General features: G+C 42.0%; 44 protein-coding genes and 1 rRNA gene. 2 read left to right on the forward strand and 43 right to left on the reverse strand.

What is annotated here, in order from left to right:
- Positions 1 to 97, reverse strand: a 16S ribosomal RNA gene (locus KUV80_RS17425); the annotation flags it as partial.
- A gap of 253 nt (positions 98 to 350) precedes the next feature.
- Positions 351 to 557: a hypothetical protein gene (locus tag KUV80_RS17430; protein ID WP_246625286.1), complete on the reverse strand. Its 207-nt coding sequence runs from the start codon at positions 555 to 557 to the stop codon at positions 351 to 353.
- Positions 558 to 721: 164 nt separating this feature from the next.
- Here KUV80_RS17430 and pdaB point away from each other — a divergent pair, with 164 nt between their 5' ends.
- Positions 722 to 1,483, forward strand: coding sequence for a polysaccharide deacetylase family sporulation protein PdaB (pdaB, locus tag KUV80_RS17435; RefSeq protein WP_222464012.1), 762 nt, complete (start codon positions 722 to 724; stop codon positions 1,481 to 1,483).
- A gap of 24 nt (positions 1,484 to 1,507) precedes the next feature.
- Here the strand turns inward: pdaB and KUV80_RS17440 are convergent, their stop codons facing one another.
- Positions 1,508 to 2,110 carry a KinB-signaling pathway activation protein gene (locus KUV80_RS17440; protein ID WP_222464013.1) on the reverse strand — a complete coding sequence of 201 codons (603 nt, stop codon included), beginning with the start codon at positions 2,108 to 2,110 and terminating at the stop codon, positions 1,508 to 1,510.
- A gap of 158 nt (positions 2,111 to 2,268) precedes the next feature.
- Between KUV80_RS17440 and gerD the strand changes: the two genes are divergently transcribed.
- Positions 2,269 to 2,883: a spore germination lipoprotein GerD gene (gene gerD / locus KUV80_RS17445; protein WP_246625287.1), complete on the forward strand. Its 615-nt coding sequence runs from the start codon at positions 2,269 to 2,271 to the stop codon at positions 2,881 to 2,883.
- Positions 2,884 to 2,910: 27 nt separating this feature from the next.
- Here the strand turns inward: gerD and KUV80_RS17450 are convergent, their stop codons facing one another.
- From KUV80_RS17450 to rpsJ, 40 genes are all read right to left on the reverse strand, one after another.
- Positions 2,911 to 3,957, reverse strand: a complete 1,047-nt coding sequence (locus tag KUV80_RS17450; protein ID WP_222464015.1) for a P-loop NTPase — start codon at positions 3,955 to 3,957, stop codon at positions 2,911 to 2,913.
- Between the two features lie 93 nt (positions 3,958 to 4,050).
- Complete coding sequence (gene cwlD / locus KUV80_RS17455) at positions 4,051 to 4,764, reverse strand: N-acetylmuramoyl-L-alanine amidase CwlD (protein WP_222464016.1); 714 nt, start codon at positions 4,762 to 4,764, stop codon at positions 4,051 to 4,053.
- A 66-nt stretch (positions 4,765 to 4,830) separates the two neighbouring features.
- The gene (locus KUV80_RS17460; RefSeq protein WP_222464017.1) at positions 4,831 to 5,277 is read right to left on the reverse strand and encodes a DUF2521 family protein; all 447 of its coding nucleotides are present in this window, start codon (positions 5,275 to 5,277) and stop codon (positions 4,831 to 4,833) included.
- 388 nt (positions 5,278 to 5,665) lie between these two features.
- Complete coding sequence (gene rpsI, locus KUV80_RS17465) at positions 5,666 to 6,058, reverse strand: 30S ribosomal protein S9 (protein WP_066237857.1); 393 nt, start codon at positions 6,056 to 6,058, stop codon at positions 5,666 to 5,668.
- A 17-nt stretch (positions 6,059 to 6,075) separates the two neighbouring features.
- Positions 6,076 to 6,513: a 50S ribosomal protein L13 gene (gene rplM, locus KUV80_RS17470; RefSeq protein WP_222464018.1), complete on the reverse strand. Its 438-nt coding sequence runs from the start codon at positions 6,511 to 6,513 to the stop codon at positions 6,076 to 6,078.
- A 150-nt stretch (positions 6,514 to 6,663) separates the two neighbouring features.
- Positions 6,664 to 7,416, reverse strand: coding sequence for a tRNA pseudouridine(38-40) synthase TruA (truA, locus tag KUV80_RS17475; RefSeq protein WP_222464019.1), 753 nt, complete (start codon positions 7,414 to 7,416; stop codon positions 6,664 to 6,666).
- A 14-nt stretch (positions 7,417 to 7,430) separates the two neighbouring features.
- Entirely contained in the window at positions 7,431 to 8,228 is a 798-nt protein-coding gene (locus KUV80_RS17480; RefSeq protein ID WP_222464020.1) for an energy-coupling factor transporter transmembrane component T family protein, read from the reverse strand.
- A gap of 1 nt (position 8,229) precedes the next feature.
- Positions 8,230 to 9,096: an energy-coupling factor ABC transporter ATP-binding protein gene (locus KUV80_RS17485; protein WP_222464021.1), complete on the reverse strand. Its 867-nt coding sequence runs from the start codon at positions 9,094 to 9,096 to the stop codon at positions 8,230 to 8,232.
- Complete coding sequence (locus KUV80_RS17490) at positions 9,081 to 9,911, reverse strand: energy-coupling factor ABC transporter ATP-binding protein (protein ID WP_222464022.1); 831 nt, start codon at positions 9,909 to 9,911, stop codon at positions 9,081 to 9,083. Before KUV80_RS17490 ends, KUV80_RS17485 begins: the two co-directional genes overlap by 16 nt.
- Positions 9,912 to 10,401: 490 nt before the next feature.
- The gene (gene rplQ / locus KUV80_RS17495; RefSeq protein WP_188404457.1) at positions 10,402 to 10,764 is read right to left on the reverse strand and encodes a 50S ribosomal protein L17; all 363 of its coding nucleotides are present in this window, start codon (positions 10,762 to 10,764) and stop codon (positions 10,402 to 10,404) included.
- A gap of 57 nt (positions 10,765 to 10,821) precedes the next feature.
- On the reverse strand, positions 10,822 to 11,766 hold the full coding sequence (locus tag KUV80_RS17500; protein WP_222464023.1) for a DNA-directed RNA polymerase subunit alpha: 945 nt from the start codon (positions 11,764 to 11,766) through the stop codon (positions 10,822 to 10,824).
- Between the two features lie 143 nt (positions 11,767 to 11,909).
- The gene (gene rpsK, locus KUV80_RS17505) at positions 11,910 to 12,305 is read right to left on the reverse strand and encodes a 30S ribosomal protein S11 (RefSeq protein ID WP_222464024.1); all 396 of its coding nucleotides are present in this window, start codon (positions 12,303 to 12,305) and stop codon (positions 11,910 to 11,912) included.
- 20 nt (positions 12,306 to 12,325) lie between these two features.
- Positions 12,326 to 12,691, reverse strand: coding sequence for a 30S ribosomal protein S13 (gene rpsM / locus KUV80_RS17510; RefSeq protein WP_222464025.1), 366 nt, complete (start codon positions 12,689 to 12,691; stop codon positions 12,326 to 12,328).
- Positions 12,692 to 12,712: 21 nt separating this feature from the next.
- Complete coding sequence (gene rpmJ, locus KUV80_RS17515; protein ID WP_007203526.1) at positions 12,713 to 12,826, reverse strand: 50S ribosomal protein L36; 114 nt, start codon at positions 12,824 to 12,826, stop codon at positions 12,713 to 12,715.
- A 35-nt stretch (positions 12,827 to 12,861) separates the two neighbouring features.
- The gene (gene infA / locus KUV80_RS17520) at positions 12,862 to 13,080 is read right to left on the reverse strand and encodes a translation initiation factor IF-1 (RefSeq protein WP_066237890.1); all 219 of its coding nucleotides are present in this window, start codon (positions 13,078 to 13,080) and stop codon (positions 12,862 to 12,864) included.
- The gene (locus KUV80_RS17525; RefSeq protein ID WP_246625285.1) at positions 13,073 to 13,357 is read right to left on the reverse strand and encodes a KOW domain-containing RNA-binding protein; all 285 of its coding nucleotides are present in this window, start codon (positions 13,355 to 13,357) and stop codon (positions 13,073 to 13,075) included. Before KUV80_RS17525 ends, infA begins: the two co-directional genes overlap by 8 nt.
- 53 nt (positions 13,358 to 13,410) lie before the next feature.
- Positions 13,411 to 14,157, reverse strand: a complete 747-nt coding sequence (gene map, locus KUV80_RS17530; protein WP_222464027.1) for a type I methionyl aminopeptidase — start codon at positions 14,155 to 14,157, stop codon at positions 13,411 to 13,413.
- Positions 14,154 to 14,807, reverse strand: a complete 654-nt coding sequence (locus KUV80_RS17535; RefSeq protein WP_222464028.1) for an adenylate kinase — start codon at positions 14,805 to 14,807, stop codon at positions 14,154 to 14,156. Before KUV80_RS17535 ends, map begins: the two co-directional genes overlap by 4 nt.
- Before the next feature lie 72 nt (positions 14,808 to 14,879).
- Positions 14,880 to 16,181 carry a preprotein translocase subunit SecY gene (secY, locus tag KUV80_RS17540; protein ID WP_222464029.1) on the reverse strand — a complete coding sequence of 434 codons (1,302 nt, stop codon included), beginning with the start codon at positions 16,179 to 16,181 and terminating at the stop codon, positions 14,880 to 14,882.
- Entirely contained in the window at positions 16,181 to 16,621 is a 441-nt protein-coding gene (gene rplO / locus KUV80_RS17545; RefSeq protein WP_222464030.1) for a 50S ribosomal protein L15, read from the reverse strand. Before rplO ends, secY begins: the two co-directional genes overlap by 1 nt.
- A 31-nt stretch (positions 16,622 to 16,652) precedes the next feature.
- Positions 16,653 to 16,841 (reverse strand): 50S ribosomal protein L30, encoded by a 189-nt coding sequence (gene rpmD / locus KUV80_RS17550; protein ID WP_222464031.1) that lies wholly within the window; start codon positions 16,839 to 16,841, stop codon positions 16,653 to 16,655.
- Between the two features lie 14 nt (positions 16,842 to 16,855).
- Positions 16,856 to 17,356 (reverse strand): 30S ribosomal protein S5, encoded by a 501-nt coding sequence (rpsE, locus tag KUV80_RS17555; protein WP_222464068.1) that lies wholly within the window; start codon positions 17,354 to 17,356, stop codon positions 16,856 to 16,858.
- 14 nt (positions 17,357 to 17,370) lie between these two features.
- A complete protein-coding gene (gene rplR / locus KUV80_RS17560) occupies positions 17,371 to 17,733 on the reverse strand; it encodes a 50S ribosomal protein L18 (protein WP_066285554.1) in 363 nt (120 codons plus the stop codon).
- A 31-nt stretch (positions 17,734 to 17,764) separates the two neighbouring features.
- The gene (gene rplF / locus KUV80_RS17565) at positions 17,765 to 18,304 is read right to left on the reverse strand and encodes a 50S ribosomal protein L6 (protein WP_222464032.1); all 540 of its coding nucleotides are present in this window, start codon (positions 18,302 to 18,304) and stop codon (positions 17,765 to 17,767) included.
- A 24-nt stretch (positions 18,305 to 18,328) separates the two neighbouring features.
- Positions 18,329 to 18,727, reverse strand: coding sequence for a 30S ribosomal protein S8 (gene rpsH, locus KUV80_RS17570; protein ID WP_222464033.1), 399 nt, complete (start codon positions 18,725 to 18,727; stop codon positions 18,329 to 18,331).
- Positions 18,728 to 18,759: 32 nt separating this feature from the next.
- Positions 18,760 to 18,945, reverse strand: coding sequence for a type Z 30S ribosomal protein S14 (locus KUV80_RS17575; protein WP_222464034.1), 186 nt, complete (start codon positions 18,943 to 18,945; stop codon positions 18,760 to 18,762).
- 24 nt (positions 18,946 to 18,969) lie between these two features.
- Complete coding sequence (gene rplE, locus KUV80_RS17580) at positions 18,970 to 19,509, reverse strand: 50S ribosomal protein L5 (protein ID WP_222464035.1); 540 nt, start codon at positions 19,507 to 19,509, stop codon at positions 18,970 to 18,972.
- 26 nt (positions 19,510 to 19,535) lie between these two features.
- Positions 19,536 to 19,847, reverse strand: a complete 312-nt coding sequence (rplX, locus tag KUV80_RS17585) for a 50S ribosomal protein L24 (protein ID WP_222464069.1) — start codon at positions 19,845 to 19,847, stop codon at positions 19,536 to 19,538.
- Positions 19,848 to 19,904: 57 nt separating this feature from the next.
- Positions 19,905 to 20,273, reverse strand: a complete 369-nt coding sequence (rplN, locus tag KUV80_RS17590) for a 50S ribosomal protein L14 (protein WP_066237936.1) — start codon at positions 20,271 to 20,273, stop codon at positions 19,905 to 19,907.
- A 45-nt stretch (positions 20,274 to 20,318) separates the two neighbouring features.
- A complete protein-coding gene (rpsQ, locus tag KUV80_RS17595) occupies positions 20,319 to 20,582 on the reverse strand; it encodes a 30S ribosomal protein S17 (protein ID WP_222464036.1) in 264 nt (87 codons plus the stop codon).
- 22 nt (positions 20,583 to 20,604) lie between these two features.
- Positions 20,605 to 20,808 (reverse strand): 50S ribosomal protein L29, encoded by a 204-nt coding sequence (rpmC, locus tag KUV80_RS17600; protein WP_066237940.1) that lies wholly within the window; start codon positions 20,806 to 20,808, stop codon positions 20,605 to 20,607.
- Positions 20,798 to 21,232 (reverse strand): 50S ribosomal protein L16, encoded by a 435-nt coding sequence (gene rplP, locus KUV80_RS17605; RefSeq protein ID WP_066237943.1) that lies wholly within the window; start codon positions 21,230 to 21,232, stop codon positions 20,798 to 20,800. Before rplP ends, rpmC begins: the two co-directional genes overlap by 11 nt.
- 2 nt (positions 21,233 to 21,234) lie before the next feature.
- A complete protein-coding gene (rpsC, locus tag KUV80_RS17610; RefSeq protein WP_222464037.1) occupies positions 21,235 to 21,894 on the reverse strand; it encodes a 30S ribosomal protein S3 in 660 nt (219 codons plus the stop codon).
- A gap of 3 nt (positions 21,895 to 21,897) precedes the next feature.
- Positions 21,898 to 22,239, reverse strand: coding sequence for a 50S ribosomal protein L22 (gene rplV, locus KUV80_RS17615; protein WP_066237948.1), 342 nt, complete (start codon positions 22,237 to 22,239; stop codon positions 21,898 to 21,900).
- Between the two features lie 19 nt (positions 22,240 to 22,258).
- On the reverse strand, positions 22,259 to 22,537 hold the full coding sequence (gene rpsS, locus KUV80_RS17620; RefSeq protein WP_222464038.1) for a 30S ribosomal protein S19: 279 nt from the start codon (positions 22,535 to 22,537) through the stop codon (positions 22,259 to 22,261).
- A 57-nt stretch (positions 22,538 to 22,594) separates the two neighbouring features.
- Positions 22,595 to 23,425, reverse strand: coding sequence for a 50S ribosomal protein L2 (gene rplB / locus KUV80_RS17625; protein WP_222464039.1), 831 nt, complete (start codon positions 23,423 to 23,425; stop codon positions 22,595 to 22,597).
- A 28-nt stretch (positions 23,426 to 23,453) separates the two neighbouring features.
- A complete protein-coding gene (rplW, locus tag KUV80_RS17630) occupies positions 23,454 to 23,741 on the reverse strand; it encodes a 50S ribosomal protein L23 (RefSeq protein ID WP_222464040.1) in 288 nt (95 codons plus the stop codon).
- A complete protein-coding gene (rplD, locus tag KUV80_RS17635) occupies positions 23,741 to 24,364 on the reverse strand; it encodes a 50S ribosomal protein L4 (protein WP_222464041.1) in 624 nt (207 codons plus the stop codon). Before rplD ends, rplW begins: the two co-directional genes overlap by 1 nt.
- Before the next feature lie 17 nt (positions 24,365 to 24,381).
- Positions 24,382 to 25,020 (reverse strand): 50S ribosomal protein L3, encoded by a 639-nt coding sequence (rplC, locus tag KUV80_RS17640; RefSeq protein WP_222464042.1) that lies wholly within the window; start codon positions 25,018 to 25,020, stop codon positions 24,382 to 24,384.
- Positions 25,021 to 25,071: 51 nt separating this feature from the next.
- Positions 25,072 to 25,380: a 30S ribosomal protein S10 gene (gene rpsJ / locus KUV80_RS17645; protein ID WP_053356198.1), complete on the reverse strand. Its 309-nt coding sequence runs from the start codon at positions 25,378 to 25,380 to the stop codon at positions 25,072 to 25,074.
- Positions 25,381 to 25,614 lie beyond the last annotated feature (234 nt).

Raw genomic sequence — 25,614 nt, forward strand, 5'->3', positions numbered from 1 at the left:
TAAATCAGAGGAGCAAGCTCCTCATCATTCGCTCGACTTGCATGTATTAGGCACGCCGCCAGCGTTCATCCTGAGCCAGGATCAAACTCTCCATAAAAGTGTTTGACTTGCTCTTGTTTAATACTGACGGAATTAAATTTAATTCCTTACCTATTTCTTTTGTTCAGTTTTCAAAGAACTTTGTGCGTCGCTCGTTTTGGCGACTTTTATAAGATACCACCGTAGACCAGTTGATGTCAACCGCTTTTTTCAGTGAATCTTAATTTGTTTGTTTAGCCGCTGTAAAAGCGACAAGAAGTAATATACCACCTAAGTTATATCGTGGTCAATAGTTTTTATAAAAAAAATCATTATCTTTCTTTTTGCCTTAAATACCTTCTGCAATCTGCAGGCTTTGCAAACCGGCAGAACAAACGATAAATGATTTGATACCTTTCTTCAAGGACCATTTTTACAATTCCATCAATTTTTTTATCTTCTAGATCACATATCAGTTCTTCCATCTCTTTTTTTAACACGTATTCAAATTCATTCAACTCTTGATGGTTTAACAACATTCCGACCAAAACATAGCACCCCCGCTCGACTTTTTTTCTTTTATCATTATTGCCACTAAAATGCTCTGTTATTATTTTTTCGGTTTTTCTAAATATACGGCATATCTTGTCCGGACAATCATAAACATTTTGTAAGGAAGATTGGACAAGGGGGTAAAGGTTATATGAAATTTTTCTTTGTCATAAACGGTAAGAAAGTGAAACAATACATGGTTGTTGTCTTTGCGGCATTTTTTGCTGCATCCCTAGCCTTTGTGGGTCAGCAGCAGCTTTCTGTCTTCTCATCCAAAGATGGACCTCGTGCGATCTATAAAGGAGAAGACCAAGGCAACAAAATCTCTCTGACGTTTGACATCAGCTGGGGCGATAAACGGGTTACACCGATCCTCGATGTTTTAAAAGAGAAAGGTGTAAAGAACTGTACGTTTTTCCTTTCGGCTGCTTGGGCAGAACGTCATCCGGATATCGTGGAGCGTATTGTAAAAGATGGACATGAAGTGGCAAGTCTCGGTTACCAATACAAAAGCTATACCGAGTGGGAAGATAAACAAATTAAACGGGACATTCTTTTAGCACAAGAGAAGATTAAAAAGGTTTCGGGAAAAATGACTTCTCTTCTTCGTCCGCCAAACGGGAATTTTGATGAGCGTGTCTTAACGATTTCTGAGAAATTGAATCATACCGTTGTTCACTGGAGCATTGATACGAAGGATTGGAAGAACCCAGGAGTCAACCAGATTGTGACTACGGCAACAGACGCGACAAAAGCTGGAGATATCATTCTGCTGCACGCTTCTGATTCTGTTAAACAAACGCACATAGCATTGCCGCAGATCATTGATAAATTACGTGGTGACGGATTTAAATTCGTAAGTGTTAGTGAAATGATCGCCAACACGGAAGCACATAGCAAGGAAGTAAATTAGGCAGAACAAAAGCCCGCGCATTTATTAAGATGCGGAGGGCTTTTTTTGGTTTTGCTGCAATAATCTATGCAGCATTAATATTTGATAGGTATTACAAAGCATTAACGGAACAAACCCCATCCAAAGCGATAATGTATTGTTTTCTTTTAATACAGGCACCCACTCTAAGATGGTTACTACCGTAATAAAGAAAAGAGTTGGAATGAAGGCTACTTTTGTGGTCTGTTTTACTTTTACGTAAGCGATAATCATTCCATATACTAAAATCAGCAGCGGAATGCCAATATAATTAACGATACTTTCTCCTTCTTTATGAAAAGAGGTGTACCTTAAGTAGAATAAGTCAAATAAAACAACAGCTATTAAAACAACCTGTACGCCGTTCCATAAACGATGACTTTTAAAGATACCGAGTCCAAAACGATGGACCGTTAGATAAGCAAAGAACCCCATTTGACTAAATACGCTGAACAATGCACCGAAACCGATTAGTCCGAAAATGTATATGAACAGTTCGAACATGCTGCTGTTTTCAGGAAACTTTAAAATAAGACCAACTGTGATGGCACTCACAATACCGATTAAAAGTGTGGTTAAGAATAAAAAGAGCCAACTTCTGATTTTCACGTGCTTTTTCCCCCTCTAACTTGCTCCGTAACGATTGTACCAATGTCCTTTTTAAATTGCCAGTTTTCCTTTAAATAACCAGTATAAATTAAGTCCAAAACATCAAACCTAAACAATATCGAGCCCACTTGAAAGGAGGAGGAATTCGGTTGAAAAAAATGTCCATTTTTCTTGTTTGTATGATTCTGTTTGCTCTTTCGGGCTGTGCTCAAAATGAAGCCCAAGGAAGTTCTCAGATTGACTATGAAGCGACAAAGAAAATGCTTGTTGATTTGTTAAAGACGGACGAAGGTAAAAAAGCGATCAAAGAGGTATTATCTGATAAAGAAATTCAACAGGAAATCCTGATTGATCAGGAAGTTATAAAAGAGACCATCGAAAAACAGCTTCTTTCTGAAAAAGGTCAGAAGTTTTGGCAAACACTGTTTAAAGACCCTAAGTTTTCTGTAGCGTTTGCTAAAAGCATGCGTAAAGAACACGAAAAGCTGATGAAGGATCTCATTAAGGACCCTCAATATCAGGCAGAGGTAATGAAAATCATGCAAAATCCTAAAATGGCTCAAAAATTGTTAGAGCTCGTGGATACGCAGCCTGTCCGAAAAGAAATGAAAAAAGTTATGCTTGATACATTCGAAAACCCGATTGTTCAGGCTCAAATACAAGAGATGCTTAAAAAGATTGCACACGAAGAAATTGACCAATCGATCTCTAAAAAAGAGAAAGAAGCTTCTGGTGAAGAAAAAGGTCAAGACTCTGATGCCAGCACACAATAAAAGCCTCCCAATTAAGAGAGGCTTTTTTTACTTTGTTTTTTCAATTATGGTTTTAGCTATATGAATGTAATGCTCACCAATCGGGTGTGTTTGTTCATACACACTTGGAGCAAAATCATCTTCCTTGATCTCTGGCTGACCTAATGGAATCTGACCTAGCAATGGAACATTTAATTCATCTGCTAATCGTTTTCCGCCATCTTTACCGAATACATATTCCTTTTCCCCAGACGCTTCACTTTGGAAATAGGCCATGTTTTCAATAATACCAAGTACTTCATGGTTTGTTTTGATCGCCATCGTTCCCGCTCTAGCTGCTACAAAAGCTGCCGTTGCATGAGGTGTGGTCACGATCACTTCTTTACATTTAGGAAGCATCTTATGAACGTCTAATGCAACGTCACCTGTTCCAGGTGGCAGATCAAGAAGAACATAATCTAGATCTCCCCATTCTACTTCACTAAAGAAATTCATTAGCATCTTCCCTAGCATCGGTCCGCGCCAAATGACGGGTGCGTTGTCTTCCACAAAGAATGCCATGGAAATTACCTTAACACCAAAGCGGTCTACCGGAAAAATACGGTCACCTTTTACTTTAGGGCGTTCCGTAATGCCCATCATATCCGGTACACTGAATCCGTAAATATCCGCATCGATCAATCCGACTTTTTTGCCTAACCTCGCAAGTGCAACAGCCATGTTTACAGAAACAGTCGATTTGCCGACTCCTCCTTTACCGCTGGCGATTGCGATAAATTCAGTTTTGCTGTTTTCAGATAGAAGTGTTGGAGCCCCTGGTTGTTGTTGTTGAGACTGCCCTTCAGCTTGTACATCTTCTCTTTTTTCAAATCGCAAGCCGACAGATTCTACTCCTGCATTTTTTAACACTTGAACGATCTGTTGCTGCAGCTGCATTTGTTCCGGTGTTCCGGTGTTAGCAAGACCAATCTTCAAGCCCACATAACCTTCTTTAATCTTCAACTCACGAATACTTCCGGAGTCCACCATGCTTTTATGTAAATAAGGGTCTTGAATTGAACTTAACAGCTCGATGACTTTTTCTTCTGTAAGCACATAGACACATCCTTTACCGTAAAATTACCTTTTTAGTATAGCACAACCTCACCCAGCTGGCATGAAAGCGGTTTTATCCAAACAAAAAACCCCTCACTCTGGAGGAGTTTCATTTGTATAGTACCTGAGCATCCCTTGATAAATGGAAGCCGCTACTTTTCTTTGGTAAGAATCCGTTTTTAATAACTCTCGCTCAGATGGATTGGATAAAAACCCAACCTCGACTAAAGCTCCAGGTATTTCTGCGGAACGAAGTAAATAAAGACCTTCAATCGATTTAGCGAGACGGTTCGTGTTCTCTAGATTCCGTTTGATTTCGTCTTGTATGAATTTAGATACTTTTTCGCCTTCTTCTCTTCCTGGGTGGTAAAAAACTTGGGCACCTCTCCATCTGGAAGAAGGCAATGAATTCAGATGAATGCTAATAAATAAGTCCGCATGGTTTTCATTGATGATTCGTTTTCTTTCTTTTAAATCTTCCCACTTACGATGTCTTAGTTTTTTTGTGCCTTCATCTGCTAAGTCCTTGTCCGTTTCACGGGTCATAATGACAAGAGCCCCCGCTTCCTGAAGATAATCACGCAACATCACTGAGATATTTAACGCAATCTCTTTTTCAAGGACCTCTCCATCTCCAACTGCACCGCCATCTGCACCCCCGTGACCGGGATCGATTACGACGATCTTACCGGATAAAGGCAAATTCCAAGCACGCCATGAATCATTGTCCAAGAAACGATAGGTGAAAATAAAGATAAGGACTGCGCACCCTAATGCAAATGCGGCACCCTTCACCCACTTCTTCATATGTTGTCCCCCTATACATACAAGCCATATATCTTTATGTATATGGGACAAGGCAAAATTTATAACTTATTGGAGCTTCATCCGATAACGTTTTTCTCCATTACGATATCCTTCCATCCACCAAACATGAACAAAAGCCTCACAACAAAGATGCAACGATTCCATCATCATTTCCGTTCCCCAGCACCAGAACTGCCAATACTCAAAAAGACCATCCGCGATTGCCTGCTGCTTTTCGTATGCACGATCCTTGATCTTTTCTAGCGTCTCCCCATGATAAGCAAACCTGCTGTAACTCGCTCCAAGCAAATACGAATCGATCGCCATGTCGATACAAGCATCCTCAATATCATTCTGATACAGAAGAGAATATTGAAAAAACGGCTGAAATAACCGCTGAAATTCTTTTTTTATGTTAGCGAGTGATAGGTCACGAAGAACTTTACGTTCAAAGTTTTCTTTTTTATAGCGCTGTTTTTCTTTAAAGTTGTTTAAAACGATAGCCTTAGCCATAATTGCCTCCCCTTCCTACGTCTTAATTGAAGTACGTATTGTTTTTCCATACTGTTATTTTTCGCAAGCGATCAACAATCGAACCTGCATAAAAGATGGAAAGGGAAAAGCTGGCATCCCGTTAAAAAAATTAGCTGCTGAAACAAGAAGTTCTGTTCATTTCTGGGCCATATGAACATGAATCCAAAAGTTTTTGCCTTGAATCCGAAAATTCTGCCCTTGAATCCACGAGTTTTTGCCTTGAATCCAGAAATTCAGCCCTTGAATCCACGAGTTTACAATCCTCGACGAATTATGCGCCTGTTTTATAAGCTAAGCACCGTGCAATAAAATCTACAAACACAAAAAACCCTGATCTCCATAAGAGACCAGGGTTTTGTAAAACGAATTAACGTTTTGAGAACTGAGGTGCACGACGAGCGCCTTTAAGTCCGTACTTCTTACGCTCTTTCATACGAGCGTCACGAGTTAGGAACCCAGCTGCTTTAAGAGATCCACGGTACTCAGGATCTGCTTCTAAAAGTGCACGAGAGATACCGTGACGGATAGCTCCTGCTTGTCCAGTGTATCCACCGCCATGAACAGTTACTAATACGTCATACTTATCAGTCGTTTCAGTTGTGTTAAGTGGTTGCTTAACGATAAGCTTTAATGTTTCTAATCCGAAAAATTCGTCTATATCACGTCCGTTGATAACGATACGGCCTTCACCAGGAACTAATCGTACACGTGCTACGGAGTGCTTACGACGTCCAGTGCCATAATATTGTACTTGTGCCACGTAAATACCCTCCTTTTTTATCCGCGTAATTCGTAGTTTTCAGGTTTTTGTGCTTGATGATTGTGCTCAGCTCCAGCATATACGTGAAGCTTTTTGAACATTTTGCGACCAAGGCTGTTCTTAGGAAGCATACCTTTGATTGCAAGTTCAAGCATTTGGACCGGACGAGTTGTACGCATTTCTAATGCAGTTCTCGTACGAAGTCCACCTGGATGACCAGTGTGGCGGTAATAAATTTTGTCAGCTAATTTCTTACCTGTCAGATGAATCTTTTCTGCGTTGATGATGATTACATTATCACCAGTATCAACGTGTGGTGTATAAATAGGCTTATGCTTACCGCGAAGGATAGAAGCTACTTCACTCGAAAGACGTCCAAGAGTCTTACCTTCAGCGTCGATCACAAACCATTTACGTTCTACTTCAGAGGCTTTCGCCATGAAAGTCGTACGCATGTGTTTTCCCTCCTGTATCTTCAATCAATTTCAATTATATTCAATGTGAACATTTCCCAAAATATCTCCGGGGCATGTGGACGATATCTTTAGAAATACCAAATAATATCTTATAATATATAAACAACGATGTCAAGCGTATCCTAATATTTATTCCGTTTCTTCATCATAACTTACTTGAATCAAATAAAGGCCATGAGCAGGTGCTGTTTTACTTGCAAATGAGCGATCTTTTCGTTCAAGAATCGTCTTGATTTCTTCAGGTCTTTTTTTTCCTCGTCCCACATCCAAAAGTGTACCGACGATTATTCTCACCATGTTGTACAGAAAGCCGGTTCCTTTTATTTTAAAAGTCAGCTCTTCCCCATCCTCAACCATTTCCAGTCGGTAGATGGTTCTTACTTTATCCGTAACATGCGTTTTAACCGAAGAAAAAGATGTAAAATCATGAGTACCTAAAAAGTACTCGCATGCCTTCTTCATTTCACTTCTATTCAGGGGATAGGGATAATGAAACGTTTGATTCCTTCTGAAAATATCTGGTTGTTGCCCTGTAAGAAGTTTGTAGTGATACTCTTTGCTTGTTGAAGAAAAACGAGCATGGAAGCTTTCATCCATCTTTTCCACGTTTCTCACTTGGATGTCCTTAGGCAGCATGGCATTTAAGCCCCTCACCCATCCTGATTCAGGAATATCCATATTCGTATCAAAATGAACTACTTGCCCGAATGCATGGACCCCGGCATCTGTTCTTCCTGATGCTGAGGTAGGAACAAATTCCCCTTTGTGTACCTTTTGAAGAACTTTTTGAATGGAGCCTTGTACGGTTCTTCCTACAGGCTGTATTTGGTATCCGGCAAAGTCAGTACCGTCATAAGCTACGGTTACTTTCATACGAGCCATGTTTCAATCTCCTTTTAACTGCGTAATAAAAATAGAAGGACCGTCAATACAAACAGCAATAAAAGAGCGATCGTGTCTCTCGTATGCCACTCTAATGCTCTCAGCCTTGTTCTTCCTTCTCCACCGCGGTAGCCTCTCGCTTCCATGGCGAGCGCAAGTTCTTCCGCGCGTTTAAAGGACGAAACAAATAAAGGAACAAGCAGCGGCACGAACGCTTTTGCTCTTTCTTTTATAGGTCCGCTCGTGAAATCTGCACCTCTTGCCATCTGGGCTTTCATGATTTTCTCTGTTTCCTGTAAAAGGGTTGGAATAAACCGTAGAGAGATCGACATCATTAAAGCAAATTCATGAACAGGCAATCGCCACTTTTTCAATGGTCCCAACAAATGTTCAAGGCCGTCCGTAATATCTATCGGTGTTGTCGTTAATGTTAAAAGTGAAGTCATCAGCACAAGTAACAAGAGCCTCATTGCAATAAAAATCCCTTGGATCAGACCGCCTTCATAGATCTCAAGCCAACCCGCTTTATAAAGCATATCTCCTTCTTTTGTTAAAAACACATGCAACAGCATCGTAAAAACAACAAGGATCAGGATCGGCTTCAGTCCTTTATACAAAAAACGAAGAGGTACTTTTGACGATGCAATCGTAAAAGCAGTAAATACAATCAACAAACCATATGTGACCCAGCTGTTAGCAAGGAACACGATAAATAAGTAAAAGAACGCAGCGATCAGCTTTGATCGTGAATCCATCCTGTGCAATGGAGAGGATGCTGGATAATATTGACCGATAATCACGTTTTGCAGCATGTTACTTCCCCCTCTTCTTGAGGGATTCGCTTAAGCGTCTAGCCAGTTCATCAATCGTAAAAGCAGAAAGAGTAAGGTTCTGACCTGATTTTTCGTTCCATTTCAACAGAAACTGAACGGTCTCCGGTACATCCAGACCTGCCTGTTGCAGCGCTTCTCTCTGATTAAAGATCTCACTAGGCTTCCCATGTAAATAAAGTTCACCCTTGTGCATAACTGCGATGTCGTCTGCATACTTGGATGCATCCTCCATACTATGAGTTACAAGCAGCGTAGTCAGGTTGTTCTTTTTGTGAAGGTCATAAAATAGCTCCATGATCTCTACGCGTCCAGCGGGGTCAAGACCTGCTGTAGGTTCATCAAGGATAAGAACTTCAGGATTCATTGCCAAAACGCCAGCAATAGCGACTCTGCGCATCTGACCGCCACTTAAGTCGAAAGGTGACTTGCTAAGAACAGATTCAGGCAGTCCAACCAACTCGATCACTTTTTTTGCCGTTTCTTTTGCCTCATCAGCTGAAACGCCAAAATTAAGGGGACCAAACATGATATCTTTTTCAACTGTTTCTTCAAACAGCTGGTGCTCCGGGTATTGAAACACGATCCCTGCTTTTTTTCTTAATGGTTTTAAGTCCTGTTTTTTACCACCTGCTTCAAGAACCATTTCACCCATCTGTATAGAGCCTGCGGATGGTTTTAGAAGACCGTTCAAATGCTGGATCAGTGTAGACTTTCCAGAACCGGTATGTCCGATTAAAGCGAGAAAAGTTCCATCAGCAACATGTAGATTCACATCATGAAGAGCTCGTCTCTCAAATGGTGTCCCTTGCATATAACGGTGCTCTAATCGTTTTACGCTAATGTCCATAATGCATTCACCAGCTCTTCCTGCGTTAAATAACCTTTTTTAAGCTCAATGCCTTCTTGGCGCAGAGCTTCGCTTAATTTTAGCGAAAACGGTAAATCCAGACCTGCTGACTTCAATAATTCTCGTTGCTGAAAAATATCATCAGGTTTTCCTTCAGCTGCCTTTTCCCCCATTTTCATGACGACGACTCTGTCTGCACTTAGCGCTTCCTCTAAATCATGTGTGATGGAGATAACCGTAATGCCTTCTTTTTCATTTAATTCCCGTACGGTTTCAATAACTTCCACTCTACCTATCGGATCTAACATAGAAGTGGCTTCATCCAGTACGATAACCGATGGTTTTTGCGCGAGAATACCTGCTATTGCTACCCTTTGCTTTTGACCACCTGATAAATGATGGGGCTCTTGATTTAAATACGCCTGCATCCCGACTCTCTCAATGCTTTCATGGATGCGTTTGACCATTTCTGTTCGTGGAACACCAAAGTTCTCGAGTCCGAAAGCAATATCATCCTGAACACTTGTTCCAACAAATTGATTGTCCGGATTCTGAAAGACCATTCCGACTTGCCGGCGAATTTCCCATATGTCCTCTTGGTTTGCTGTTGTGAAGTCAGCCACGTTTACCGTGCCCTCGTTCGGAAATAATAAGCCGTTCAGCAGTTTGGCCAACGTGGATTTGCCTGACCCGTTGTGACCGACAATCGATAGCCATTCACCTTTGTACACATCCAAGCTTACATTTTTCAACGTAGCCGACTCTTCTCCTGGATAATAAAAAGTCACATCTTTAACTGAAATAATGTTTTCCATGTGACATCCTCCTCTTAGCTGCTCTCATTCTAAGCTGCTCTCTGCTCTAGATAGTTTTTAAAGCTCTGTACTTTAGTTTTGATTTTACACTTAAAAGAGCTGCAAACATTTATAGTACAGATAGAGCTTTAATCAATTAGACATCATTGACAGTTGATTGGAGCGCAAGGTGCGAGACTCCTGCGGGACCAGCGTGACAGTCGGAAAAGCGGAAGCGGCTTGTTAAGCCCCGACAAGCAAAAGATGAATGGACTATGAAGGCGCATTTTGCCTTCATGACCATTTAACTTTTGACCTCGAGGGGCTAGCCGCTGTAGCTAGACAGGTGAGACTACTAATGGCGCAAAGCGCCTAGGAGGCTCACCGCACGCCCCGCGGAAAGCGAGCACCTGGAGCGCAAATCAACTCTTACTCATAGCATCAATAAATCTGCAAATAAAAAAGGGCAAGATTGTCATTGAAGACTTGATCCCGCCCTTTCGTACGTGTATTAAACTAATTCAATGATAACCATTGGTGCACCATCACCACGGCGAGGGCCGATTTTTGCGATGCGAGTGTAACCACCGTTACGCTCAGCATAGCGAGGTGCAAGATCACTGAAAAGCTTTTGAAGAGATCTTTGTCCAGTCTCTGTGTCAGCTACTTCGTTACGAAGGAACGAAGCTGCTTGACGGCGAGCATGAAGGTCTCCACGCTTACCAAGCGTAATCATTTTTTCAGCAAATTTACGAACTTCTTTTGCACGTGCTTCTGTAGTTTCAATACGTTCGTTAATGATTAAGTCAGTCGCCAAATCACGAAGCATTGCTTTACGAACCGCAGATACACGACCTAACTTTTGGTATCCCATGCTTGTATTCCCTCCTCTGCGCGTTTCTCTCTAGTGTTAATAGAGCGCGTTTTACGATTAATCGTCAGCGCGTAATGAAAGACCTAACTCGTCAAGTTTCTCTTGAACTTCTTCAAGAGATTTCTTTCCAAGATTGCGTACTTTCATCATGTCTTCTTCAGACTTATTCGCAAGTTCTTGAACTGTATTAATGCCAGCACGCTTTAGGCAGTTGTAAGAACGAACAGAAAGATCAAGCTCTTCAATCGTCATCTCAAGAACTTTTTCCTTTTGATCTTCTTCCTTCTCTACCATAATCTCAGCGTTCTGAGCTTGATCTGTTAAGCCAACAAAAATGTTTAAATGTTCGCTAATGATCTTCGCACCAAGAGAAACTGCTTCCTCTGGACGAATGCTCCCATCTGTCCATACATCAAGCGTTAGCTTATCATAGTTTGTTACTTGTCCTACGCGAGTGTTTTCCACTTGGTAATTTACACGTGAAACAGGTGTGTAAATTGAATCCACAGGAATAACACCGATAGGCAGATCTTCGCGTTTGTTACCTTCTGCCTGTACATAACCACGACCACGTTTTGCATGAAGCTTCATTTGGAAATGAGCGCCCTTTGCAAGTGTTGCAATATGAAGATCCGGATTAAGGACTTCAACATCACTGTCATGTGTAATGTCACCAGCTGTTACGACACCTTCACCTTGAATGTCGATTTCAAGTGTCTTTTCTTCATCAGAGTAGATCTTCATTGCTAGTTTCTTTAAGTTTAAGATAATAGTTGTAACATCTTCAACTACACCTTCCACTGTAGAGAACTCATGCAATACGCCATTAATCTGAATAGATGTAACTGCTGCACCAGGTAGTGAGGACAACAAGATACGACGCAAGGAGTTGCCTAGTGTAGTCCCGTATCCACGTTCAAGTGGTTCAACAACAAACTTTCCGTATGTGGCATCGTCGCTGATTTCAACCGTCTCAATTCTTGGCTTTTCGATTTCGATCATTCAACTGAACCCTCCTTCAAACGTCGAATCTCGGCTGGATTGTACCAACCGAAATTCCCCATAGGCATTCCGACTTATCTTTTACCAAAACTTTCACTATAACCATTATAGACAAGTTATGGAATTATATACCGTGTATATCGTTACACACGACGGCGTTTTGGCGGACGGCAACCGTTGTGAGGTACAGGAGTAACATCACGAATAGCTGTTACTTCTAAGCCTACCGCTTGAAGGGCACGGATTGCTGCTTCACGACCAGCACCAGGTCCTTTAACGGATACTTCCAACGTTTTCATACCATGCTCCATTGCAGTTTTACCAGCTGTTTCAGCTGCCATTTGTGCTGCGAACGGAGTTGACTTACGAGAACCTTTAAATCCTAGGTTACCAGCAGTAGCCCAAGAGATTGCATTCCCGTGCGTGTCAGTGATCGTAATGATCGTGTTGTTAAATGTTGAGCGGATATGTGCTACGCCGACTTCAATATTCTTTTTGACACGACGCTTACGTGTATTAGTCTTACGTGCTTTTGCCATTTAGAGTTTACCTCCTTTACTTACTTTTTCTTATTCGCTACAGTACGACGAGGTCCTTTACGAGTACGGGAGTTGTTTTTCGTGTTTTGACCACGTACTGGTAATCCACGACGATGACGAACACCACGATATGCTCCGATCTCGATTAGACGCTTAATGTTTAGAGACACTTCACGACGAAGGTCACCTTCCACTTTATGTCCATCGATGACTTCGCGGATTTTATTTAATTCTTCTTCAGTAAGATCACGAACGCGTGTCTCTTCAGAAACGCCAGCTTTAGCAAGAACTTGCTGTGCCTTTGTTTTACCGATACCAAAGATATATGTTAACGAGATAACTACTCGCTTATCACGAGGAATATCTACACCTGCAACACGTGCCATAATTTTTGCACCTCCTGTATATTAACCTTGTTTTTGTTTATGTTTCGGATTTTCACAGATCACCATTACAGTGCCTCTGCGGCGAATTACTTTACATTTTTCACATATTGGCTTGACTGATGGTCTTACCTTCATTTTTATAACCTCCTTATGTCGCGGAGTACATTTGATTATTTAAAACGATACGTTATTCGACCACGTGATAAGTCATACGGAGACAACTCTACGGTTACTTTATCTCCTGGAAGAATTCGAATGTAGTGCATACGAATCTTTCCAGAAACGTGCGCTAGAACTTTGTGTCCGTTTTCTAGTTCAACACGAAACATGGCGTTCGGTAAAGGTTCGATAACCGTTCCTTCTACCTCAATAACATCATCTTTAGCCATCGACTTGATCTCCCTTCTTCAGAGCAATGACTTTCTCGTCGGAAAACTTCGCTACTGCATAACGCAATTTGCCATTGGTTACACGACCTGTTTCAAGAATGCTATTAACAACTTCCGGAGAAATAAAATCAAGCAGCTCTAAGTGGTTCAGGTTTTTTCTTTTGGCGCGATCGAACTTGCGCTTATCGCCATCTGCAACGAGAACAAAACGTCCGTCGAGAATACCGACTATAACACCTAACCGATCTGCGTCTCTTCCTTTTAGTATCCGAACCATCTGTCCTAAATTCGGTACCGAATCAGATTCGCTTACCATTTCATCACCTTCACTTAGATCTTTGTTAAGATTTCAAAGCCTTCCTCCGTAATGACAATCGTATGTTCAAAGTGAGCACACCATTTGCCATCCGTTGTGACAACCGTCCAGTTATCGGATAATGTTCGAACATAGCGAGTTCCCGCATTAATCATCGGTTCTATTGCTAAAACCATGCCCTTTTTCAAAACCGGTCCTTTACCAGGCGGTCCGTAATGAGGAATTTGCGGGTCCTCATGTAAGTCCTGGCCTATTCCGTGTCCAACATATTCGCGAACAACAGAAAACCCTTCTTCCTCAGCATACTTTTGTATCTCATGAGAAATATCGGTCAACCGGGCACCGGCTTTTGCTTTTTCAAGTCCTTTATACAAAGACTCTTCGGTTACATCCAGAAGTTTTTGAGCTTCATCAGAAATCTCTCCAACTCCATACGTCCAAGCGGAATCACCATGATAACCATTGTACTTTGCCCCTATATCTATAGAGATAATATCGCCATGGTTCAGTACACGTTTACCTGGAATTCCATGTACAAGCTCTTCATTTACAGAAGCACATATGCTTCCACTAAAACCATTATAGTTTTTAAACGAAGGAATTGCACCTTGGCTGCGGATAAACTTATCAGCAATTTTGTCCAGTTCCTTAGTTGTTACACCAGGCTTAATATGTTTTTTTAACTCTTGATGAGTTAAGGCAACGATGCGACCTGCCTCCCGCATGATTTCAATCTCTCGCGGTGTTTTGCAGATTATCATTTCGCCAATCCCCCAATAAGTTGGTCAATGTCTTGAAAGACTTTGTCGATATCCTGATCACCATTAATGTTTTTCAGGTAACCTTTTTCACCATAAAAATCAAGCAGTGGTTTTGCCTGCTTCATGTTTACATCTAAACGGTTTCGAACGGTCTCTTCATTATCATCTTGACGTTGGATAAGCGTACCGCCGTCTTTATCACATACTCCTTCAACCTTTGGCGGGTTGAATATTACATGATACGTGCTTCCACATGTTTGGCAAATCCGACGACCTGTTAAGCGCTGCATAAGATGATCCGAATCAACTGAGATGTTTAGAACATAATCAATTTTTCGGTCCAACTCATTCGTAATTTCTTCTAGCGCTTCCGCCTGGGCTACTGTCCGTGGGAAACCATCTAGTAAAAATCCTTTTTCGCAGTCTTTTTTAGAAAGTCGGTCACGTACGATACCGATTGTAACTTCGTCAGGAACGAGGTTACCCGCATCCATGTACGATTTTGCCTCAAGTCCAAGAGGAGTTTCCTCTTTAATTGCGAGACGGAACATATCTCCAGTAGATATATGTGGAATCCCGTATTTCTCAACAATTCTTTCTGCTTGAGTTCCCTTACCTGCTCCGGGCAATCCCATTAAGACTAGATACATCTAATCCCTCCATAAATCACAATCGTCTTTTTTAAAAGAGAGCTTGTTGGGAAGAAGTTTCTTCCCATGCCCTTATTTAATGAAGCCTTTGTAGTGTCGCTTAATCAGCTGACTCTCAATCTGCTTCATGGTGTCTAATGCCACACCTACAACAATCAGCAAGCTTGTTCCACCAATTTGAATGGCTGGCGGAAGGTTCAAACCTGGAATTGCTGTAAAGACAACTGGCAGAACTGCGATTGCAGCCAGGAAAAGAGATCCAACAAACGTTAATCGATACAGAATTCTTGTTATATAAGTTTGGGTGCTAGCCCCTGGACGAATGCCAGGAATGTATCCACCCTGCTTTTTTAAGTTTTCCGCCATTTGCTCCGGATTAACTTGGATAAATGTATAGAAATACGAGAATCCAATAATGAGGAGCGCATATATAATCATTCCGACTGGCTTCGTGTAGTCAAACGTGTTGATAATCCAAGCCGTAACATCATTCTGTCCAAAAAAGCCGGCAACAGTTCTTGGTGTGATGATCAAGGAAATCGCGAAGATAACCGGGATAACACCTGCTGCATTAACTTTAATCGGCAGATGAGTAGACTGGCCGCCAACAGGCTTTGTTCCAACGACCCGTTTTGCATACTGAATCGGGATTTTCCGAACACCTTGTTGAATAAAGATAACACCCATAATGATGAGTACAATCGCAAGTATAAGGAGGACAACCGTAACGATGTTCATAAACATCTGGTCGTTTCCGCCTTCGAATTGCGTTGTGAAAAGCTGGTTAACTGCTGTAGGAATAGCCGCGACAATCCCCGCAAAAATCAGAACTGAAATTCCGTTTCCAATACCTTTAAGGGTAATCTGCTCACCTAACCACATTAAGAATGCAGTTCCTGCAGTTAAAACTAACGCGATAAATAGATACGTAGTCATGCTAGGGTTTTGTATGAGTCCTGGAAAAAGATTGTTAAAACCGATAGACATACCGATTGCTTGGATAAAACCAAGTACGATCGTTCCATAGCGAGTGAACTGAGCTAATTTCTTTCGCCCAACTTCACCTTGCTTACTCCACTCCGTAAACTTAGGCACAACGTCCATCTGCAAAAGCTGCACGATGATCGATGCGGTAATATACGGCATGATACCCATAGCGAAAATGGAGAAGTTTTGTAACGCTCCACCGCCAAACGTATTTAAAAAACCAAAAATGTTAGCACTGTCGCCCGTACTAAACTTCAGTACATCGCGATTTACACCAGGTACTGGGATGAATGTTCCAAGACGGAACACCACCAGCATTGCAAGTGTAAACAATAACTTGTTTCTCAGATCACCCACACGCATAATGTTGGAGATTGTCTGGAACATTAGATCACCTCAGTTTTTCCGCCCGCTGCTTCAATTGCTTCTTTAGCAGAAACAGAGAATTTGTGCGCCTTAACTGTAAGCTTAACTTCCAACTTGCCATTTCCTAAAACTTTAATTCCGTTTTTAAGACTGCTTACTACTCCTGTTTCAATAAGAAGTTCAGGAGTTACTTCTGTGCCCTCTTCAAAACGAACAAGCTTTTCAAGGTTAACAACTGCATACTCTTTACGAGTAGGGTTGGTAAACCCACGCTTTGGCAAACGACGTGCAAGTGGATTTTGTCCACCTTCGAATCCTGGTCTTACTCCACCGCCTGAACGGGAGTTTTGACCTTTGTGTCCACGGCCACTTGTTTTACCATTACCTGATCCGATACCGCGACCTACACGGTTGCGAACTTTACGGGATCCTTCTGATGGCTTCAACTCATGAAGTTTCATCTGAGCACCTCCTCGTGATTTATTTATCTTATTAAGCTTCTAATTCTTTAACTGTTAAAAGGTGAGATACCTTGTTAACCATTCCGCGGATAGCCGCGTTATCTTCGTGCACAACTGTCTGGTGCATTTTGCGTAAACCAAGTGTCTTTACAACAACACGTTGAGTTTCCGGACGGCCGATAACACTACGAGTGAGGGTGATTTCTAATTTCTTAGCCATCTAAAATTCCCTCCTTAACCTAAAAGCTCTTGTACTGATTTACCGCGAAGTTTCGCAACGTCTTCAGCACGCTTTAAATTTTTCAATCCTTCGATTGTTGCACGAACCATGTTGATTGGGTTGTTAGATCCAAGTGACTTAGAAAGAATGTCACCTACACCAGCAAGCTCCAATACTGCACGTACAGGTCCACCAGCAATTACCCCAGTACCTTCAGATGCAGGCTTTAGAAGTACGTTCCCTGCTCCAAAACGTCCAATTACTTGGTGAGGAATTGATGTTTTTACAATCGGTACAGTTACTAAGTTTTTCTTAGCATCTTCAATCGCCTTACGGATCGCTTCTGGCACCTCTTGGGCTTTACCAGTACCGAATCCAACGTGACCATTTTTGTCACCTACGACAACCACTGCAGCAAAGCGGAAACGACGTCCACCTTTTACTACCTTAGCTACACGGTTAACCGTAACGACGCGTTCTTCAAGTTCAAGTTTGTTAGGGTCGATACGCATCAGGTTCCCTCCTTCGATTAAAATTCTAACCCAGCTTCGCGAGCTGCGTCTGCTAATGCTTTAATACGTCCGTGATATAAATATCCTCCTCGGTCAAATACAACCGATTTGATTCCTTTTTCAACTGCGCGCTTAGCGATTTCTTCGCCAATCGCTTTAGCAGCATCGACGTTTCCACCGTTTTCTACACTTACACCTTTATCAAGGGAAGATGCAGATACAATTGTTACACCTGCTTGATCATCGATCAATTGAGCATAGATGTGCTTTGTAGAACGGAATACGTTCAAACGAGGACGTTGTGCTGTTCCGCTTACAACGCGGCGAACACGAGCATGTCTTTTCTTACGAGCGACATTCTTATCAGCTTTCGTGATCATCCTTTGCACTCCTTTCCGCTACCTAACGGCTTTATTTACCTGTCTTACCTTCTTTACGGCGTACGAATTCACCTTCGTAACGAATACCTTTACCTTTGTAAGGCTCTGGTGAACGAACTGAACGGATGTTTGCAGCAACTTCACCTACACGTTGCTTGTCAATACCCTTAACGATTACCTTTGTGTTTGAAGGTACTTCAATGTCGATTCCTTGTTCAGGAACGATTTCAACTGGGTGTGAGTAACCTACGTTAAGTACAAGCTTGTTACCAGACTTGGAAGCACGATATCCAACCCCGATAATATCAAGAGCTCTTTCATAACCGTTTGTTACACCAATTACCATGTTGTTTAGTACGCTACGAGTTGTACCGTGTAGTGCACGGTGCTCTTTGTGGTCGCTCGGGCGTTCCACTGTAATTAAGTTATCTTGTTGATTAATTTTAATGTCAGCATTAAATGTGCGAGAAAGTTCACCTTTTGGACCTTTTACAGATACAGTGTTGTCAGATGCAACATTGATCGTAACGCCGCTTGGGACTTCTATCGGTTTATTACCTACGCGAGACATGATGACACCTCCATTCGCTTTTTATTACCAAACGTACGCTAGTACTTCGCCGCCCATTTGTGTTTGGCGAGCTTCTTTATCAGTCATAATGCCTTTAGAAGTAGATACGATCGCAATACCAAGTCCGCCAAGAACACGTGGCAATTCGCTTGATTTTGCGTATACACGTAAACCAGGCTTACTAATACGTTTAAGACCTGAGATTACACGCTCATTGTTAGAACCGTACTTAAGGAAGATGCGAATCATTCCTTGTTTGCTATCCTCTACATATTCCACATCGCGTACAAAGCCTTCACGCTTAAGGATTTCAGCTATTTCTTTTTTCATATTAGAAGCAGGAAGCTCCAACTTATCGTGACGAACAGTGTTTGCGTTGCGGATACGAGTAAGCATATCTGCAATTGGATCTGTCATAACCATTACTAGTTACCTCCTTCCCTTTTTTCAGGGTATTACCAGCTGGCTTTTTTAACGCCAGGAATTTGACCTTTATGAGCAAGTTCTCTGAAACAAATACGACACAATTTGAACTTGCGGATTACTGAATGAGGACGCCCGCAACGTTCACAGCGCGTATATTCTTGCACTTGGAACTTTTGCTTGCGTTGTTGCTTAGCAATCATGGATTTCTTTGCCACGGGTAAACCTCCTTTGGCTAAAGGTTATTTTTGGAATGGCATTCCGACTTGTGTTAGAAGCTCACGAGCTTCTTCGTCAGTGTTCGCAGTCGTTACAATAACGATGTCCATTCCGCGAACTTTGTTTACTTTATCATAGTCAATCTCAGGGAAAATCAATTGTTCTTTAACACCAAGCGTGTAGTTACCGCGGCCGTCGAAAGACTTCTTGGAAACCCCGCGGAAGTCACGAACACGTGGAAGGGAAACGCTGATTAACTTATCAAGGAAGTCATACATGCGCTCTCCGCGAAGTGTAACTTTTGATCCGATCGGCATGCCTTCACGAAGCTTAAATCCAGCGATAGACTTTTTAGCACGAGTAATCACAGGCTTTTGACCAGCGATTGCTGTAAGTTCTTCTACTGCTGTATCTAACACTTTAGAGTTGGAAACTGCTTCACCAACACCCATGTTGATAACGATTTTCTCGATTTTAGGTACTTGCATTACTGAAGTGTAATTAAACTTTTCCATTAGAGATGGTAAGATCTCTGCTTTATATCGCTCTTGTAGACGGTTCATTATGTGTCCTCCTTTCACTCTGAGACTTATTTATCTAGGAATTCACCAGATTTTTTGGCCACACGAACTTTTTTCCCTTCAACTACTTGGTAACCTACACGAGTAGGCGCACCAGTCTTAGGGTCAAGAGGCATTACGTTAGAAACATGAATCGGTGCTTCTTGGCTAAGAATTCCGCCTTGCGGATTAGCCTGAGAAGGTTTTGCGTGTTTTTTAACAACGTTCACGCCTTCAACAAGCACACGGTTCAATTTCGGAAACGCTTCAAGGATAACGCCTTGTTTGCCTTTATCCTTACCTGAAATTACTTGTACTTTATCGCCTTTTTTCACATGCAATGGCATTGTGATGTTGCACCTCCTTACAAGACAGTAAGAGCCTTGCTAGTAAATAGATTAAAGAACTTCTGGAGCAAGAGATACGATTTTCATAAATTGCTTGTCACGAAGTTCACGGGCTACTGGTCCGAAGATACGAGTTCCTCGAGGACCTTTGTCATCCTTTACGATTACAGCCGCGTTTTCATCAAAGCGGATATATGATCCGTCGTTACGGCGCATGCCACGCTTAGAACGTACCACTACTGCTTTAACAACGTCACCTTTCTTAACAACGCCACCTGGTGTTGCGGACTTAACCGAACAAACGATAATGTCACCAACGTTAGCGTATTTACGACCAGAACCACCAAGAACTTTAATGCAAAGTAGCTCTTTCGCACCGGAGTTGTCTGCTACTCTTAAACGGGATTCTTGTTGAATCATGCGAATGGACCTCCTTTCGGATACGAATATAATCCGAACAATTTATTAAATAATTACTGCTTCTTGAATAACTTCCACTAGACGGAATCGCTTATCCTTGGAAAGCGGGCGTGTTTCCATAACTTTCACGACATCACCGATCTTAGCAGTGTTATTTTCATCATGCGCTTTTAACTTTTTAGAGTATTTAACGCGCTTGTTATATAAAGAGTGTGTCTTGTATGTCTCAACAAGTACTGTAATCGTTTTGTCCATCTTGTCAGAAACAACACGACCAGTGTACACCTTGCGCTGGTTACGTTCACTCATTGTGCGAACCTCCTCTCAAGATTTAACCGTTAGTAATCCCAAGCTCTCTTTCACGTAAAACCGTTTTTGCACGGGCAATTGCTTTACGAACTTCACGAATGCGGGCTGGGTTTTCTAGTTGACCTGTCGCTAGTTGGAAACGAAGGTTGAAAAGCTCTTCTTTAAGTGCTTTTGCTTTTTGTTCAACTTCTGCAGTGGTCAGGTTACGAATATCATTAGCCTTCATTTGTGTCACCACCCACTTCTTCGCGTTTAACAAACTTACACTTTACAGGAAGTTTGTGTGCTGCAAGACGCAACGCTTCGCGTGCCACTTCTTCAGAGACACCTGCGATTTCAAACATAACTTTTCCTGGCTTAACTACTGCTACCCATCCTTCAGGAGCACCTTTACCGGAACCCATTCGAACTTCTAGAGGCTTTGCAGTGTAAGGCTTAGACGGGAAAATTTTAATCCATACTTTACCGCCACGCTTCATATAACGAGTCATCGCAATACGAGCTGCTTCGATCTGACGGTTTGTAATCCAAGAAGCTTCAAGGGCTTGCAAACCGAATTCTCCGAAGTGAACTTCCGTACCACCTTTTGCGTTTCCACGCATTTTACCACGGTGTTCACGACGATATTTAACACGTTTTGGCAATAACATAATTATTTGCCTCCTTCCTCTTTTTTCGTTCCTCTTGTTGGAAGGACCTCACCACGATAAATCCAGATTTTAATACCAAGCTTACCGTAAGTTGTGTCTGCTTCAGCAGTACCATAGTCGATGTCTGCGCGAAGCGTGTGAAGAGGAACAGTTCCTTCACTGTAATGTTCTGCACGAGCGATATCAGCTCCGCCAAGACGGCCTGACACTTGTGTTTTGATACCTTTCGCACCCATACGCATTGCACGTTGGATCGCCTGCTTCATCGCACGACGGAAAGATACACGATTTTCAAGTTGACGAGCGATGTTTTCAGCTACTAGCTTAGCATCAACGTCAGCTTGCTTGATTTCAAAGATGTTTACATGAACTCTTTTGCCAGTGATATCGTTAAGAGCTTTACGAAGTGCTTCCACTTCAGATCCACCTTTACCGATTACCATTCCAGGCTTAGCAGTTTTGATCGTGATGTTAACACGATTTGCTGCACGTTCGATTTCAACACCAGATACTGCAGCGTCTTTTAAACGCTTTTCAATATATGAACGGATTTTAAGGTCTTCATGTAAAAGATTAGCGTAATCCTTTTCAGCGTACCATTTTGAATCCCAGTCACGGATGACGCCAATACGTAGACCTATTGGATTTACTTTTTGACCCACGTCTTAACCCTCCTTCTTTTCAGAAACAACGATTGTGATGTGGCTAGTTCGTTTGTTGATTCTGCTTGCACGACCCATGGCACGTGGACGGAATCTCTTAAGGGTAATACCCTCATCAACGAACGCTTGCTTAATCACTAAGTTGTTCGGTTCCATTTCATAGTTGTGTTCTGCGTTTGCGATAGCAGACTTAAGCACCTTTTCAATTACAGGAGAAGCTGCTTTAGGCGTCAAACGTAGAATCGCAAGTGCTTCACCTACTTGCTTTCCTCGAATCAAGTCGATTACGATGCGAGCTTTACGAGGAGCAATACGCACTTGTTTAGCAATTGCTTTTGCTTCCATTTTGTGTACCTCCCCTCAATTAACGTCTTGTTTTCTTATCATCAGCTGCGTGACCTTTGTAAGTACGCGTTGGAGCAAATTCACCCAACTTGTGGCCGACCATATCTTCTGTTACATATACCGGCACATGCTTACGACCATCATAAACAGCGATTGTGTGACCGATGAAGTCAGGGAAAATCGTAGAACGACGAGACCAAGTTTTAACTACTTTCTTGTCGTTAGATTCATTAAGTACCTCGACCTTTTTCATCAAGTGGTCATCTACAAAAGGCCCTTTTTTCAAACTGCGACCCATTCGAGAACCTCCCTTTGTGTTTGCGCTACGGCTCGATTGAACCGTAGGACAATCACATTATTTTTTGCGACGTCGTACAATGTACTTGTCTGATTGGTTGTTTTTCTTACGAGTTTTGTATCCAAGAGTTGGTTTACCCCATGGAGACATTGGTGATTTACGTCCGATTGGAGCGCGTCCTTCACCACCACCGTGTGGGTGATCGTTAGGGTTCATTACAGAACCACGAACTGTAGGGCGGATACCCTTCCAACGTGAACGTCCTGCTTTACCTACGTTTACAAGTTCGTGTTCCAAGTTACCAACTTGACCGATTGTTGCACGGCAAGTTAGAAGGATCATACGAACTTCACCAGAACCAAGACGAACTAGTGCGTATCTTTCTTCTTTACCAAGAAGTTGAGCGTTAGCACCAGCTGAACGAGCTAGTTGTCCACCTTTACCAGGCTTAAGTTCGATGTTGTGAATTGTAGAACCTACAGGAATGTTAGCTAACGGTAAAGCATTACCTACTTTGATGTCAGCTTCAGTACCAGACATGATTTCTTGTCCAACCTGAATTCCTTTAGGAGCTAGGATATAACGCTTCTCACCATCTGCATAGTGGATAAGCGCGATGTTAGCTGTACGGTTTGGATCGTATTCGATTGTAGCAACGCGACCTGGTATTCCATCCTTGTTACGTTTGAAATCGATAATACGATACTTACGCTTGTGTCCACCACCTTGATGACGAACAGTTAGTTTACCTTGGTTGTTACGTCCACCTTTTCTGGTGACAGGAGCAAGCAAGGATTTTTCTGGCTGGTCAGTTGTGATTTCAGCAAAGTCAAGCTGAGACATACCACGACGACCGTTTGTTGTCGGTTTAAACTTTTTAATACCCATCGTAATTTCCCTCCTTTACGAGTTCTTTTTAAACTCCTTCAAAAAAGTCGAGTTCTTTGCTTTCTGGAGTTAATGTTACTACTGCTTTTTTGCGTTTAGACGTATAACCAGTATGACGACCTACGCGCTTGAACTTACCTTTGTAAGTTGCAGTGTTTACAGATTGTACTTTTACGCCGAAAATTTCTTCCAATGCAGCTTTAACATGAGTTTTAGTTGCACGTGGATCAACTTCAAACGTATATTTTTTGTCAGCCATTATTTCAGTAGAACGCTCTGTAATAACGGGGCGCTTAATCACATCACGAGCTTCCATTATGCGAGCACCTCCCCTACTTTTTCCACAGCGTCTTTAGTCATAAGAAGCTTGTCGTGGTTTAACACGTCAAGAACACTAACGCCGTTAGCCGTAACAACTGTTACGCCTGGGATGTTGCGAGCAGATAATGCAACATGGTCATTGTAATCAGCAGTTACAACTAGTGCTTTGCGATCTGCGGATAGATTTGCTAAAACTTGAATCATGTCTTTTGTCTTTGGAGCATCAAAACCTAGTGCTTCTAGAACAATAAGATCGTTATCTAAAACCTTAGAAGATAGCGCTGATTTAATAGCTAAACGGCGAACCTTCTTAGGAAGTTTGTAAGCATAGCTTCTTGGTGTAGGTCCGAAAACCACTCCACCGCCAACCCATTGTGGAGAACGGATAGATCCTTGACGAGCACGTCCAGTACCTTTCTGTTTCCATGGCTTGCGTCCACCACCTGCAACTTCGGAACGGTTCTTAACATCATGAGTTCCTTGGCGCTGTGATGCTTGCTGCATAATAACAGCGTCGAATAGTACGCTCTTATTTGGTTCAATACCGAAAACGGAATCGTTTAATTCGATATCGCCAGCTTGAGTACCATCTTGTTTAAATAATGCTACTTTTGGCATCAGATTGTCCTCCTTCCTTATTTAGCATCCTTTGCTTTAACAGCATAGTTAATTGTAACGTAGCTCTTTTTCGCTCCAGGTACGTTACCTTTGATCAAAAGAAGATTACGTTCTGTATCAACCTTAACTACTTCAAGGTTTTGTACAGTTACTGTATCTCCACCAGTACGTCCAGGCAATGCTTTCCCTTTGAAAACACGGTTAGGGTCAACTGCACCCATTGAACCAGGACGACGGTGATAACGGGATCCGTGACTCATTGGTCCACGAGATTGTCCGTGACGTTTGATAACACCTTGGAATCCTTTTCCTTTAGATGTACCAGTAACGTCTACAGCGTCACCTTCTGCAAAAATATCAACCTTGACTTCCTGACCAACTTCGTATCCCGCAGCATCAACATTGCGGAATTCCTTAACGTAGCGCTTAGGGCTTGTGCTTGCTTTTGCAGCATGACCTGCTTGCGGCTTAATCGTGCGGGATTCTTTTCTATCGTCAAATCCAAGTTGGATAGCTTCGTAGCCATCGTTTTCTACGGATTTCTTTTGAAGAACGACATTTGGAGTTACTTCTACAACAGTAACTGGAATTAAATCTCCGTTTTCAGCGAAAACTTGAGTCATACCAATTTTTTTACCTAAGATTCCTTTGGTCATTCGTCACACCTCCTATTAATAAGTAAAATATTATATAAAGCAATCGTGAAATTATAGTTTAATTTCGATGTCTACACCAGACGGTAGATCCAAACGCATTAACGAATCAACAGTTTGTGGTGTTGGCTCGATGATGTCGATCAAACGCTTATGCGTACGCATTTCGAACTGCTCACGAGAGTCCTTGTACTTATGAACCGCACGAAGGATCGTGTAGATAGCCTTTTCTGTAGGTAGTGGGATTGGACCAGATACCTTTGCTCCTGAACGCTTAGCAGTTTCAACGATTTTCTCAGCAGATTGATCAAGAATTCTGTGATCATACGCCTTTAAACGGATACGAATCTTTTGCTTTGCCATTATTTTCCCTCCTTTATTCGCCTATTTTGATAAACAGACATTGCTCCGCGGAAATTCAACCTGATATCGCCTGCCATGGCAAAGGGGCCTGGCGTGTCAGCAACCTTCCGAATCATCGCAGTGAATGACCAACATTACTCATTATAGAGAAAAGCAATGCCTAATGCAAGCTTTTTTCTAATTTTTATTGCTTAATCGCACTTTTTCTATTATAGAGGCTTTAGCCTATGATTT

Origin of the sequence: Fictibacillus nanhaiensis (genome assembly GCF_019801215.1) — a bacterium.
GTDB classification, from domain to species: Bacteria; Bacillota; Bacilli; order Bacillales; family Fictibacillaceae; genus Fictibacillus; species Fictibacillus nanhaiensis_C.